Source organism: Arthrobacter sp. Leaf234 (assembly GCF_001422665.1).
GTDB lineage: Bacteria > Actinomycetota > Actinomycetes > Actinomycetales > Micrococcaceae > Arthrobacter_D.
This window is the reverse complement of record NZ_LMLU01000001.1, coordinates 700,496-714,042: the sequence shown is the minus strand read 5'-3', so window position 1 is coordinate 714,042 and position 13,547 is coordinate 700,496. Positions and strand designations below refer to the sequence as shown.

The window sequence follows — 13,547 nt, the reverse complement described above, 5'->3', positions numbered from 1 at the left end:
CCGGGGCCTTGGCCCTGGTGTGGAGCAAGGAACTGCTCGGCATCGCTCATCCTGAGCGAGGCGTTCCTCCATCGCCGTCATCGCCTTCATGCACAACACCTCGCAGGACGTAGGGGCGGTGTGAGGATCGCCCGGACCCACCACCGGTCCGAGGAATGACGAGGTCGGCCGCGTTCCGGGCCGTGTGACGAGTTGCCGGGTGCAGGTGGTTGCGGTCCGGTTGGCGCGACGATCGGAGTCAGCACAATCGGATCGCGTCCGTCTCACGCCCCCGGGAGAGCGAGACGGGGGCGCTCCGCCCGTCGCGCGTGATCACGTAATCACCGAAGAACCCTGCGATCGACACCTGTCCGTCATGATTCGTGCGCATCGATGTTCGAGGCAGCCACCATTCGTCCTTGATCAGCGACCGCAGTGCATGGAACGAGGGTTTCGGCGTGCCGTCGGCCCGGACCATTCCGCCCGGTGCGCCGAGCCATGCTCCGTCGTCGGTGAACCCCCAGTACGTGATGGCGTGCACCGCTGGGTGACCCACGAGCGAACGATAGTGGCGGACGATCTCATCGGCTTGCCTGGCCTCTCCATCGGGTGTCGATGGCCAGGAGGGGATCTGATAGTCGTTGAGGTCGACGATCTCCGGTGGCATGAGGTCCCCCGACAGCAACGTGGTCTCCGTCAGATGGAGGGGCAGCCCGAAGCGGGCGAACCGGTCGACCATCGCGAGCATGGTCTCTTCTCCCCAGTACCCCTGATGCATGTGCGTCTGCAGGCCGATCGCGTCTACGGCGATCCCTGCTTCGAGCACGCCCTCGATCAGGGCTTCGTAGTCCGTCGACAGGTCGAAGTCATTCAGGACGAGAGTTGCCGACGGGTTGGCGGCGCGAGCTTCCTCGAACGCGAGCTGAATCATGGGCACGCGGCCGATGCTCTGCGCGAGCCGGGTGATGCCGTTGTCCTCTGCGGTGAAGACGGGCATGATCACGACCTCGTTGATGGCGTCCCACGTGTCGATCACCCCTGAGAAGTTGGTGACCTCGCGTCGGATCCTCTCGCGTTGCAACCGCTCGATCTCCGCGACCGGTAGACCGGTGAGCCACTCGGGCGCGAGTGTGTGCCAGGTCAGCGGGTGCCCCTTCACCGTCACGCCGTGCCCAGCGAACCACGAGGCGGCCCGCAGCAGTCTTTGAGTGTCGGGCCTGCCGCGGGTCGGCTCGAATCCCCGCCAGTAGAACGGAAGGGTCGCCGTGTTGAAGAGGTCCAGCCACATCGTCCCGAGCTCCGGCAGGCCGTCGAGCTGCGCCCCGCCGGGAACGGGCTCCGCCGCGGTGTCCTGCGCGGTCTCACCATTGGCCAGCGGGATGAAGTCGAAACCGATGTTGCCGAAGGCGAACTCGTGACTCTGCTGTTCCACGGTGACATGTGCGTTGCGCACAGGGTCGCCGACGGCGTCCAGCACCCTGATCTGCATGGTTCCCCGGCGGTGATCGACACTCATGAGGCGCTGCGTGCAATCTCGGTGAAGCTCGGGTGGAAGGCCCGGTCGAAGCCGACGACGCGGGCTTCACCGGCGAGCTGCACCGAGTGCGTGATCCGCAGATCGGTGCTCGATGCCCCGAGAGCAAGGACGATCTCCCCCGGTTCGACGACCCGCTGGCCGTTCCTGCCGGTGAAGCTGGTGACATCTGCGGGGACGTGTACCGAGAGTTCGACGGATTCGCCCGGGTCCAGGTCGACGCGCTGGAATCCGACGAGACGCTGCACCGGGCGCACCACTGACGCGACCGGGTCGTGGACGTAGACCTGGACTGTCTCCGTCCCGGAGCGGTCCCCGGTATTGCTGAGACGGAGGCCGAGGGTCGCCGTGCCGTCGACTCCGACCGTGTTCGGTCCGTGCTGGCCGGCACTCCAGTCGAAGGTCGTGTAGCCCATCCCGTGCCCGAACGCGAAGGCTGCGGTCGGGTCGATGCTGGACACGTCGTTGGAGCGCGCAAGGGGAGCGGCCAGATAGGTGGACGGTTGCGTTCCCTCCGAGGCCGGGATGCTGACGGGCAGGCGTCCGCTCGGATTGACCCGGCCGGAGAGGATGCCGGCGAGTGCTCCGGTTCCTTCTTCTCCTGCGAAGAACGCCTGCACGATCGCACCGGCGCCCGTGACAGCGGATCCGAGCGCGTACGGTCGTCCGGCGAGCAGCGTGACGACTGCAGGAGTCGATGTCGCCAGCACGGCGTCGAGAAGGTCCTGCTGGGCTCCGGGGAGACGGAGCGACTCGACATCGCACCCCTCACCGCTCGTACCGCGGCCGAAAAGCCCGGCCCGGTCACCGAGGGCGACGACGACGACGTCGGCCCGCGTTGCAGCCTCCACGGCTGCTGCGATCCCGGCGGTCTCTCCTCCGTCGATCGTCGTGCCTGGCACGTACTCGATGTCAGCGTCGGGAAACTCGATGCGGAGGCTGGCCAACAGTGTCGGCAGTTCGATGCCGAGGGGCGTGTCGGGATGCTGCACGCCGACATGCGCGGGGAACGAGTAGCAGCCGAGCACGGCGAAGGGGTCGTCGGTCGTCGGCCCGACGACGGCGATCCGGCGGGGAGCGGCGAGCGGAAGGGTCCCGTCATTGCTCACCAGCACGATGGATTGCTCGGCGATCTCGCGGGCGATCTCCCGATTGCCGGCGTTGTCGAGGTCGATGGTGCCGCGGATGCCTTCCGCGTCGTCCACGTCGACGTCCCGCAACGCTTCGGGGGTCGCATCCCAGTCCGGATCGAGCAGCCCCAGTTCGACCTTCTGGCGCAGCACGCGCCGGAGCGCGCGATCGACGACCGACTCGGGCAGCTCGCCCGACCGGACCGCTTCAGCCAGCGGTGCGCCGAAGGTCTTCACGGTCGGCAGTTCGACGTCAACGCCCGCAGTGAGCGCGAGAGCGGCGGCCTCGCCCCACGACCCTGCGACGCCGTGCAGCATTTTCAGGAAGGCGATCCCGAAGTAGTCGGCCACGACCGTGCCGTCGAAACCCCAGGCGTCGCGCAGGACTCCGGTGAGCAGCGACTCGTCCGCCGCCGATGGCACACCGTCCATGTCGGTATAGGAGTGCATGACCGAACGCGGCTTGCCCTCCCTCATGACCATCTCGAACGGGACGAGCAGGACATCGGCGAGTTCACGCGGCCCGACCGACACCGGCGCGAGGTTGCGGCCGGCCTTCGACGCCGAGTATCCGACGAAGTGCTTGAGCGTTGCGACGATCCCTGCGGACTCCAGGCCACGGACGTACGCCGTTCCCATGGTGCCGATGAGGTACGGGTCCTCCCCGATCGTCTCCTCCACGCGACCCCAACGGGCATCCCGCACGACGTCGAGCACCGGGGCGAGGCCCTGGTGGATGCCGACCGAGCGCATGTCGGAACCGATGCGGCGCGACATCCGCTCGATGAGCCCCGGGTTGAACGAGGCCCCCCAGGCGAGGGGCACCGGATAGGCGGTCGCCCCCCAGGTGGCGAAGCCGGCGAGGCATTCTTCGTGCGCGACAGCCGGGATGCCGAACCGGTTGGATGCTGCGATCCGACGCTGGCTGCGGAGGAGGGACAGCGCTCCGAGTGCCGGGTCGACCGGAGCCGAGCCGAATGGCCGAGTCAACTGGCCGAGCCCGTTCGGCAGGAGGGCATCGAGGTCGATGACGTCGTCCATGTCGTTCTGATGGGGTGCAACGTCTCCGCCCTCGGTGGACGCTCCGACCCAGACGCCGAACAACTGGGCGATCTTCTCCTCGAGCGTGAGCTCGGTCAGGAGTGCTTCGGCGCGGTCGGAAGCAGATGCGGTCACGTCGTGCCATGCCGGCATGGTCGTCGTGGATGTCGTGGTGCTCAAGGGGGTCCTAACCTTTGACGGCGCCGGTAAGTCCGCCGACGATGCGACGCTCGAACAGCGTGAAGAATATGAGTGCCGGAATCATGGACAGGGAGGTGAAGGCGAGAACCTTCGCCGTGTCCACCGAATACTGCGACGCGAACGCCTGGACGCCGAGCGGCAGGGTGTACGTCGCCTGGTCACCGAGGATGAACAGCGGCAGGAGATAGCTGTTCCAGCTCGCTACGAACGCAAGGATGCCCGTCGTCACCACGCCCGGCAACGACAGGGGAACGACCATCCGGAAGAAGAAGCCCAGCCGGCTGGTCCCGTCGATCGACGCCGCCTCTTCGATCTCATCGGGGATGGCCTTGAGGAACGGCACCAGGATGATGATCGTCACCGGCAAGCCGAAGGCGATCTGCGGGAGTATCACGCCGGCGAGGCTGTTCATCAGGCCCAGTTCCCTGACGAGGATGTAGAGCGGCGTGATCGCCACGGTCATCGGGAACATGAGCCCGGCAGCGAACAGTGAGTACATGGCCCCGCGGCCGGCGAACCTGTACCGCGCGAGGACGAAGCTCGCCATCAGGCCGAGCACCACCACACCGATGGTCGTAGCGAGCCCGGCAATCGCCGAGTTGCCGACCTGCTGCCAGAAGGTCCGGCTCGCGAGCACCTCCGCATAGTTGTCGAAATTCCACGGATCCGGGAACCCGGCGGGCGAATTGGTGATCTGCGAGTTGTCACGGAACCCACCGAGGATGATGTAGACGACAGGTCCGAGACAGAGTGCGATGAAGACGAAGGCGATGAAATAGGTCGCCGGGCTCCCCCACTCCTGGCGGTCACTCGGCGGACGCTTCTTGTGCAGGCGTGGTGGAGCTTCGAGAACAGCCATCACTTCTTTCCTTCTGTGAGGGCACCGGCAGTGTCGCGTGAAAGGACGAACCGCTGGTAGATCAGTGCGATGACGAGGGAGATCAGGAACATGACGACGGCGACAGCACTGCCGTAGCCGAAGTTGCCGGACGTGCGTCCGTTGGCGACCATGTAGGTGGCCATGGTCGAGGTCCCAGCAGTGGAGGCGACGTACTGGCCCCAGATGATGAAGACCAGGTCGAACAACTGGAGCGAGCCGATGATGGACAGGAATGCCCAGATCCTCAGCGTCGGCCCGAGGAGCGGCAGCGTGATGGTGCGCTGGATCTGCCAGTAGCTGGCCCCGTCGATCGCGGCTGCCTCGAAGAGCTCGTCCGGGATGCTCTGCAATCCGGCGAGGAAGAGGATGACCGCGAAGCCGATGTACTTCCACGAGATGATCACCATCAGTGACCAGATGGCGATACTCGGATCGGAGAGCCAGTCCTTCTGGAAAGCACCCAACCCGATGCTCTCGAGCACCCCGTTGACCGAACCGGACGTCTGCAACATGAGACCCCAGCCGATGCCGACGATGACCTCGGAGATGATGTACGGGACGAAGATGAGTACGCGGATGATCGAGCGGCCGCGGATCTTCTGGTTCAGCAAGAGCGCGAGGACGATCGCAATGGGGCCCTGGATGACCAAAGAGAGTACCAGGATGAACCCGTTATGGCGCAGCACATCGTGGAACGCGCTGTCCTGGAGAATGATCAGGTAGTTCTCGAAACCGACGAAGTCGGTGGCCGGCCCGAAGCCCTTCCAGCGGAAGAAACCGTAGTAGCCGGCGAGGACGACCGGGAAGATGACGAAGCTGACGAAGACGACGATCGCCGGCCCGGCCAGAAGGATGATCTCGAGGCGCTTGCGCCAATCCGCCGCACGCCGCCTGGGTCGCGGTGCGGCAGGGGACGCCGCATGAGCGCCATCCCCTGCCTCAACCGTGTCCCGCGGCGGTCGCTGGTCCGTCATCGACGGAGCGCCCCCTGCAGGTTCACTCATGATCCGCTGCTAGCCCTTGGCCGCTGCGTCGCTCATACCGGAGACGATGTCCTCGGCGGTGCCCTGACCGGCGAACATGTCGACGGCGCCCGTGTTCAGCGCATTTCCGACGTTCTGTCCGAAGAGGGTGTCGAGCCACACGGTGACGTACGGTGCTTCGTTGTACGCCTCGAGGATCGACTGGAGCGCCGGATCAGTGACAGCCGCCTGGGCGTCCTGGTTGGCGGGGATCGTCTGGAACGCCGCTGCGTAGCCTTCCTGCTGCTCCTGCTGCATGAAGAAGTTCAGGAAAGCGGTGCACTCTTCCTGGGGTGCCTGCGCGGAGCAGGTGAATCCGTCGACACCGCCCATCATGGCGCCAGGCTCACCGTCGCCGCCGTCGACCTCCGGGAACGGGAACCACCCCAGGTCCGGCAGAGGCTTCTCGTCAGGAGTCAGCGAAGCGATGACACCGGGGTTCCACGCTCCCATGAGCTCCATGGCTGCCTTCTTGTTGGCGAGGAGTCCGGCAGAGCTGCCCGCGCCCTGCTGCGCCGAGGTGGTGAGGAATCCGTTGTTGAACGGCTCCGTGTCGACAAATGCCTGCAGGTTGTCACCGGCCTCCAGCCAGCACGGGTCATCGAACTCCATGGTGTCGGCGGCTGTGTTGATGGCGTCCTGCGAGCAGGCTCGAACGGCGAAGAAGTAGTACCAGTGAGCAGCAGGCCAGGCATCCTTCGCGCCGACCGCGATGGGATCGATGCCCGCGCCCTTGAGACCGTCGACGGCTGAACCGAGCTCGTCGATGGTGGTCGGTGTTCCTTCGACGCCCGCTTCGGTGAGGAGGTCCTGGCTGTAGTAGATGCCACCGGGCAGCAGGGCTGTCGGCATGCCGTAGATCTTGCCGTCGACCGCGAAGGCGTTCAGCACGCTCTCGGGCACAGCGGCTTTGGTGGCGTCGTCGATGGAGTCCGTGATGTCCATGGCCTGCCCGGCCGCGACGACATCTGCGAGCTTGCCGCCGCCGCGCGCCATGAAGATGTCGGGTGCATCGCCGGAGTTCAGCGCCGTCTGGAGCTTCCCGTCCATCTCTTCGTTCTGGATCGACTGGATCTCGATCGTGACACCCGGGTTCGCCTCCTCGAATGCTGCGGCGGTTTCCTCCCAGTACGCCTTGCCGGCGCCGGTGGTCGAGTTGTGCCAGAAGGTCATGGTGACATCGCCACCGTCTTCCGCTGCTCCATCGCCGGATCCACACGCCGATAGCCCGCCGAGGGCGAGAGCTGATACCGCCCCGACGGTCAGCAGCTTCCTCATGTTGTGCTTGTTCATCTTTGAACACCTCTCGAAAGTTTCGACATTTTCGTCGAAGACACCTAGTGTGTGGTGAGCGTAACAGTGATGGCTGGGTGTGACGCAAGTGTTTGCCGCAAGAGGTTGGATTGGATCCCGATGATCGACTCAGGCCGCAAGGTCAAGCTCAACGAATTGGCTGCGGAGGCCGGTGTTTCGCTCTCCACGGTCTCCAAGGTCCTCAACGGCCGTTCGGACGTGTCCGCGCGGACGAGGACGAAAGTCGAGGATCTTCTCGGTAAGCACGGGTACCAACGACGCCCCGGCTTGCCCAACAGGGACACCTTGATCGAGCTCGTCTTTCCCGAACTCGAAACGGCGTGGGCCATGGAGATCATTCGAGGAGTCGAAAATGTCGCTCGTACCAACGATTTGAGCGTCGTCCTCACGGAGTCGGGCGACCGCCACTCCCCGTCGCCGGCCTGGCTCACCGGGGTGCTCCGCAGGCGCCCCGTCGGGGTGGTGCTCGTCTTCGCCGATCTCGCAGCTGAAGCCAAGGCAACTCTCCAATCGCGTGCCATCCCGTTCGTGATCATCGATCCGGCCGGAGATCCGGCCTCGGACGTCCCCGCGATCGGGTCGGCGAACTGGTCCGGCGGCCTCGTCGCCACCCGCCATCTCATCGAACTGGGCCACACCCGGATCGCCGCGATCACCGGTCGCGACGACATGATGTGCTCCTTTGCCCGCCTCGACGGATACCGGTCCGCCATGAACACCGCCGGCATCGAGATAGATGACCGCTTCGTGCGATTCGGTAACTTCCGGGTCGATGGTGGCCGCAGTATCGCTCGTGAACTCCTGACGATGCCCGACCGCCCCACAGCCATCTTTGCGGGGAGCGACCTCCAGGCGCTCGGCGTCATCGAGGCTGCGAGGACCCTCGGCCTGCGTGTGCCCGTTGATCTGTCGATCGTCGGGTACGACGATCTCCAGCTTGCTCAGTGGTCCAGCCCTGCGCTCACGACCGTGCATCAGCCTCTGACTGCGATGGCTGAGGAAGCCGCGCGGCTCGTGATCCGCATGAGTGAAAGCACCCTCAGAACCATCCCGCGGATGGACCTCGCAACGCGGCTCGTCGTCCGTGACAGTACGGCCGCGCCGATTGCGGGCTGACGAGACGGGGTTGATACGACCCGAGATCGACAGCGGATCGTCTCAATGACCCGACAGCGAACCCTTCGTCGATGGTGACGGGAACAACGAGGTCGACGGAGGCACAGGACAGCCTGTGCCTCCGTCGACCGCAGCTCAGCTCTTACTCATTCCGGTCCCTCAGCGGCGTATCGTCAGGGACCGTACAACAGGCGGGTTCCATGAATTATCAGGAGACAACCATGCAGGGCTTGAAAGTATTGTTCATCGGCGGGAGTGGAGTGATCAGCACCTCCTGCACGAGACAGGCAGTCGACGCAGGGATGGACGTCTATCTCCTCAACCGAGGAAGGAACACCCTGCGTCCGGTTCCCGAGGGCGTCACCACGGTGATCGCCGACTCCCGGGACAAGCAGGCGGTCCTCGATGCCACAGCCGGTCACATCTTCGACTGTGTGGTCAGCTGGGTCAATTTCACTCCCGAGCAGGTGAAGCAGGACATCGAGATCTTCGCCGGACGTACCCGACAGTACGTCTTCATCAGCTCGGCCTCTGCCTATCAGACACCGCCGACGCACATGCCCGTACTGGAATCGACTCCTTTGAGGAATCCCTTCTGGGAGTATTCGCGCAACAAGATTGCCTGTGAGGACCTGCTCACCGCAGCTTATCGCGCGGAAGGATTTCCCGTCACGATGGTGCGACCCTCTCATACCTACGATGAGACACTGGTCCCGTTCGACGGAGGATGGACCGTTGTCGACCGCATGCGCGCCGGGCGGCCCGTCATCGTGCCCGGAGACGGAACCTCCTTGTGGACGATCACCCACAGCCGCGATTTTGCGAGGGGCTTCGTCGGTCTGCTCGGAAATACCTACGCGATCGGTGAAGCTGTGCACATCACCAGCCAGGAGGCCCCTTCGTGGAACCAGATCTATGCCCAGATCGCGGAAGCTGCCGGCGTCCCCGACCCCGTCCTGGTCCACGTGGCCTCGGAATCCATTGCCGAAGCCGACCCTGAGTGGGGCGCAGGTCTACTGGGCGACAAATCGCACACGATGATTTTCGACAACTCGAAAATCCGCTCGTTCGTCCCCGGATTCGCGGCCAGGATTCCGTTCAGCCAGGGCGCTCGAGAGATGATCGCCTGGCATGACGCGGACCCGGGACGCCGAATAGTCGACCCCCGGATGGATGCCCTGATGGATCGGCTCGCCGACGTCTACGCACCGCGTCCTCTCTGATGGACGAATGATGTCCTGCACCTCGCCGGGGCAACCTCTCCATTGCTGATACGAGGATCACGTCGTCGACCTCGGTGTATGTCCGGGCACTTCCTGGAGCGGGCATCTCGTGCCCGGACAGCACCCGCCCTGGGGCAGGCCGAAGCCCCGATCGGGCAGCTTCGGTGCGACGGGCATCGATCATCGCCCGCGGCATCATCCACGGTTCACCGTCCGTCATCCGCACCCTGGTGGACACTGGTGCCATGACCGACTTCTCCGGAACAGACATCGCCGCCGAACTCCGACAGGTGACCAGGCACTGGACCCCGCGCGTCGTGGGGCAGGTGAATGATCAGTACATCAAGGTGGCCAAGCTCCTCGGGGAACTCGTCTGGCACGCCCACGAGCACGAGGACGAGATGTTCCTCGTGGTCTCGGGGCACCTGCGGATCGAGATCGACGGACAAGCGACCGTGGAACTGGCACCCGGGCAGTTCTACGTCGTACCGCGCGGCGTCCGGCACAATCCCGTCGCCGAGGAGGAAGTGCACGTCGTCCTCGTCGAGACGGTCACGACCTCCCACACCGGCGATGTCGCGGTTGCGGGCTCCGTTCCGATCGCCGACCAGACGAGTCACCTGGCCTGAGGGCCGCAGCGTCGTCCGTCCCGGCCCGGAGGCCGGGACGGACGACCTCAACGCGCTGCCTGCCGTGCAGCTGCTTCCGGGGGCCCCGGATCACCATCGGCTGTCAGGGAGCGCGTGACCCGGGAGAGGAGATGTCGGAGCTGCGCCTGCTCGGCCGGGGTCAGGTCACTCGTCGTCTGCTCCTCCAGCCTCGTCCAGATCGAGGTGACCGGCGCCTCCAGGGCGCGACCGGACTCGGTGAGCGACACCAGCACCACCCGTCCGTCCGCTGCCGAGCGCCGGCGCTCGATGAACCCGGCCTTCTCCAACCGAGCCAGCATCTTCGCCGCGGTGGGCGGTTCGATCATCAGCTGCTTCGTGAGGTCCGCCTGCGAGGTGGGTGACGCCTTCCACAGCAGCATGAGGACGAACTGCTGGCCGGCCGCGAGCCCGACCTCCGCGAGGAGGGAACCCGCGAGGTTCCGATGCGCCTTCGACACCGTCGGTATCAGGGAGCTGATGGAGGCGTCCTCGAGACCGCCGCCGTCCACGGAGGTGCTGGTCGAACGCGTCATGCTGCTCCTCGGGAATAATAGTTAGCCGGCTAATGCTAGGTCTGGTACCCACTATGAAGGAGTCAATCATGACTGAGGAACGAATCAGGACCATCGCCGTTTTCGCCGCCACGGGAAGCCAGGGCGGGGCTGTCGCCGACGCTTTGCTCGAGGCCGGGGTCCGTGTCCGGGCGCTGGTCCGCTCGACGGCCTCCGCCAAGGCCGCGGCACTCGCGGAGCGGGGTGCGGAGCTCGTCCGGATCGACGTCGAGGAGCCCTCGTCCCTGGTGGCGGCTCTGGAGGGGGTCGACGCGTTCTGGTTCATGACCATCCCCCCGGGCGGCATGCAGGACGGCGACACCGCCGGCGAGACGCTGCAGGGAATCGCCCTGGCCGACGCCGCAGCAGCCGCCGGAGTTCCGCACGTGGTCTTCAACTCCGTCGGCGGCGCAGACCGGTCGTCGGGGGTGCCCCACTTCGACTCCAAGTACCTCGTCGAGGAACACCTGACGAGCCTCGGCCTGAACACCACCATCGTGCGCCCCGTCTTCTTCATGGAGAACTTCACATTCATGGCACCGACCGTCGAGGACGGCACCCTCGTCCTGCGGCTTCCCATCCCCGCGGATGTACCCCTGCAGCTGATCGCGGTCCGCGATGTCGGGATCATCGCGGCGCAGGCACTGCTCGACCAGGCGTCGCTCCCCGCCACCATCGAGATCGCCGGGGACGAGCTCACCGGCGGGCAGATCGCCTCGATCCACGGTGGAAGGGCCGGGCTTCCCGCCCGGTACGAGGCGCTGCCCCTGGGCGTGATGGACGGACAGGACGATCTGCAGGCGATGTTCCGGTGGTTCGCGGAGACCCCCGCCTACCAGGCGGATCTCGACCAGGTGCGGCAGCTCCATCCCGGCCTCCGGACGCTCGGTGCCTGGCTCGATGCAGGTCACGCCCCCGCTGCACCCTGACCAGACCCACCCCGACGCCCCACCCCGTCGCCCCATCCAGCAGGAGCACATCATGCGAGCAGTGCAGTTCACGTCCTTCGGCGGGCCGGAGGTCCTCCGGATCGCCGACGTCGATGTCCCGGTTCCGGGACCCGGTGAGATCCTCGTCCGGGTCGCCGGCGCAGGAGTCAACCAACTCGACACGAAGATCCGGGCAGGTTCCATGCCCCAGGGACGACCGGCCGCGTTCCCGCTCGGCACCGGGGTCGACGCCGCCGGCACCGTGACCGCGCTCGGACCCGGCGTCGCCGGCGTGGCCGTCGGCGACGTCGTCTTCGGCACCGGCCGAGCCACCATGGCCGAACAGGCGATCCTGACCGCGTGGGCCACCGTGCCCCGGGGCGTCGACCCGGTCGAGGCCGGCGGCTGGGGAGTCGCGACCGAGACAGCCGGACGCCTGCTCACGGAGTTGGGCCTGCGGGAGGGGACCCTCCTCGTCAGTGGCGCTTCCGGAGGGGTGGGCTCGGCGGTCGTCCAGTTCGCCGTCGCGCGTGGACTGACCGTCATCGGTACCGCGAGTGCACCCCGCCACGGGTATCTGGCAGGCCTCGGTGCCATCCCCCTCGCCTACGGCGCCGGACTCGTGGACCGCGTGGCCGAGGTGGCGCCGCACGGCGTCGACGGGGCGTTCGACCTCTCCGGCGCCGGGGTGATCCCCGAACTCGTCGGCCTCGTCCCGCACCCGACCGACGTCATCTCGATCGCCGACTTCTCGGCGCCGGGCCACGGCGCCCGGGTGTCCACCGGCGCCACGCGCACCACGAGGCCCGAGGACGGCTTCGCCGAGGCGGTAGCCCTTCCCGGGTTCGCCCTCCGGGTGGAACGACGCTACGCCCTCGTCGACATCGCCGACGCGCACCGGCAGGCAGCAGGAGGTCACACCGTCGGCAAGCTGGTCGTCACCCCCTGACCGGGCAGGACCGTCCGCTGCCGGCACGGGGGACCGTGCCGGCAGCGGACGACCGGTGGGCGCCCCGTCATCCTGCGCACCCTCCACCTCCCGGGGTAGGATGGCGGCGCAGGGTTGCGCTTTACATGGGCGGAAAGTCGCGTGTCCTCGCACCCGACGACGTACCCGAAGCACCACCGAGGGTCGTCGCCGACTCCGCCCGACACCATCGACTCCGCGCAGGCGGGATGGTGTACCGACCCTCCCGAAAGCCACTCCGTGCACCCTTCCCCCGCCATGGCCCGGCTGGCCTCCCTGCAGGCCCTCCTCTTCGACCTCGACGGCGTACTGACCCCGACCGCCGAGGTGCACATGCGTGCCTGGGCCCGCCTCTTCTCCGAATACCTTGCGGGCCGGGGAATCGACCGCCCCTACACGGACGAGGACTACTTCACGCACATCGACGGACGCCCGCGGTACGACGGCGTCAGGGCCCTGCTCGCCTCCCGCGGCATCACCCTGCCCGAGGGTTCACCCGAGGACGCGCCGACGCTGGACACGGTGTGCGGCCTCGGCAACCGGAAGAACCGGACCTTCAACGAGACCCTCGAGGAACAGGGCGTCGCGGCCTACCCCGGCTCCCTCGCACTGCTCGACGCCGCGCGGACGGCCGGCCTCCGGACGGCCGTCGTCACCAGTTCACGGAACGGCACCGCGGTGCTCGCGGCTGCCGGCCTCACCGCACGTTTCGGCACCGTGGTCGACGGCCTGCTGGCGGCGGATCTCGGCATCGCGGGCAAGCCGGCCCCCGACACGTATCTCCACGCGGCGGAACTGCTCGGCCTTCCGGCCTCGGCCTGCGCCGTCGTCGAGGACGCCCCCTCCGGGGTGGCCGCCGGTCGTGCCGGTGATTTCGGGCTCGTGATCGGCGTCGATCGCGGCGTGGGTGCTGCGACGCTCCTGGGCGACGGGGCGGACGTCGTCGTGGACGATCTCGCCGAACTGATCCCCTTCCTCGCCGCCGGCTGACGCCGCCGCTGCCTGCCCGC

12 protein-coding genes are annotated in these 13,547 nt (G+C 66.6%); 6 read left to right on the top strand and 6 right to left on the bottom strand.

The genetic code is table 11. The annotated features are described in order from the left end of the window. Nucleotides 1-238: 238 nt before the first annotated feature. Genes ASF21_RS03290 through ASF21_RS03270 form a run of 5 tightly spaced genes read right to left on the bottom strand, consistent with a single transcriptional unit; the run spans nucleotide 239 to nucleotide 7,080 of the window. Nucleotides 239-1,495, bottom strand: a complete 1,257-nt coding sequence (locus ASF21_RS03290) for an endo-1,4-beta-xylanase (RefSeq protein WP_055766724.1) — start codon at nucleotides 1,493-1,495, stop codon at nucleotides 239-241. Then, nucleotides 1,492-3,837 carry a beta-glucosidase family protein gene (locus ASF21_RS03285; RefSeq protein WP_055769038.1) on the bottom strand — a complete coding sequence of 782 codons (2,346 nt, stop codon included), beginning with the start codon at nucleotides 3,835-3,837 and terminating at the stop codon, nucleotides 1,492-1,494. Before ASF21_RS03285 ends, ASF21_RS03290 begins: the two co-directional genes overlap by 4 nt. A gap of 34 nt (nucleotides 3,838-3,871) precedes the next feature. Beyond that, nucleotides 3,872-4,744, bottom strand: coding sequence for a carbohydrate ABC transporter permease (locus ASF21_RS03280; RefSeq protein ID WP_055766721.1), 873 nt, complete (start codon nucleotides 4,742-4,744; stop codon nucleotides 3,872-3,874). Beyond that, a complete protein-coding gene (locus ASF21_RS03275; protein ID WP_235498635.1) occupies nucleotides 4,744-5,769 on the bottom strand; it encodes a carbohydrate ABC transporter permease in 1,026 nt (341 codons plus the stop codon). Before ASF21_RS03275 ends, ASF21_RS03280 begins: the two co-directional genes overlap by 1 nt. 9 nt (nucleotides 5,770-5,778) lie before the next feature. Then, on the bottom strand, nucleotides 5,779-7,080 hold the full coding sequence (locus ASF21_RS03270; RefSeq protein ID WP_082471197.1) for an ABC transporter substrate-binding protein: 1,302 nt from the start codon (nucleotides 7,078-7,080) through the stop codon (nucleotides 5,779-5,781). A 51-nt stretch (nucleotides 7,081-7,131) separates the two neighbouring features. On the opposite strand from ASF21_RS03270, the gene ASF21_RS03265 reads away from it, so the two are divergent. The 3 genes from ASF21_RS03265 (at nucleotide 7,132) to ASF21_RS03255 (ending at nucleotide 10,069) form a co-directional block, all read left to right on the top strand. Beyond that, nucleotides 7,132-8,217 (top strand): LacI family DNA-binding transcriptional regulator, encoded by a 1,086-nt coding sequence (locus ASF21_RS03265; RefSeq protein WP_235498634.1) that lies wholly within the window; start codon nucleotides 7,132-7,134, stop codon nucleotides 8,215-8,217. Nucleotides 8,218-8,417: 200 nt separating this feature from the next. Beyond that, a complete protein-coding gene (locus tag ASF21_RS03260; protein ID WP_235498633.1) occupies nucleotides 8,418-9,440 on the top strand; it encodes an NAD-dependent epimerase/dehydratase family protein in 1,023 nt (340 codons plus the stop codon). 245 nt (nucleotides 9,441-9,685) lie between these two features. After that, nucleotides 9,686-10,069, top strand: coding sequence for a cupin domain-containing protein (locus tag ASF21_RS03255; protein WP_055769032.1), 384 nt, complete (start codon nucleotides 9,686-9,688; stop codon nucleotides 10,067-10,069). A 47-nt stretch (nucleotides 10,070-10,116) separates the two neighbouring features. On the opposite strand, the gene ASF21_RS03250 is transcribed toward ASF21_RS03255, so the two are convergent. Further along, a complete protein-coding gene (locus ASF21_RS03250; protein WP_055766709.1) occupies nucleotides 10,117-10,623 on the bottom strand; it encodes a MarR family winged helix-turn-helix transcriptional regulator in 507 nt (168 codons plus the stop codon). A gap of 68 nt (nucleotides 10,624-10,691) precedes the next feature. Here ASF21_RS03250 and ASF21_RS03245 point away from each other — a divergent pair, with 68 nt between their 5' ends. The 3 genes from ASF21_RS03245 to ASF21_RS03235 all read left to right on the top strand — a co-directional run bounded on the left by ASF21_RS03245 (nucleotide 10,692) and on the right by ASF21_RS03235 (nucleotide 13,527). Next, on the top strand, nucleotides 10,692-11,570 hold the full coding sequence (locus ASF21_RS03245) for an NmrA/HSCARG family protein (RefSeq protein WP_162237503.1): 879 nt from the start codon (nucleotides 10,692-10,694) through the stop codon (nucleotides 11,568-11,570). A gap of 52 nt (nucleotides 11,571-11,622) precedes the next feature. Further along, the gene (locus ASF21_RS03240) at nucleotides 11,623-12,519 is read left to right on the top strand and encodes an NADP-dependent oxidoreductase (protein ID WP_055769029.1); all 897 of its coding nucleotides are present in this window, start codon (nucleotides 11,623-11,625) and stop codon (nucleotides 12,517-12,519) included. Between the two features lie 276 nt (nucleotides 12,520-12,795). Next, nucleotides 12,796-13,527: an HAD family hydrolase gene (locus tag ASF21_RS03235; RefSeq protein ID WP_055766704.1), complete on the top strand. Its 732-nt coding sequence runs from the start codon at nucleotides 12,796-12,798 to the stop codon at nucleotides 13,525-13,527. The last annotated feature ends 20 nt before the right edge of the window (nucleotides 13,528-13,547 follow it).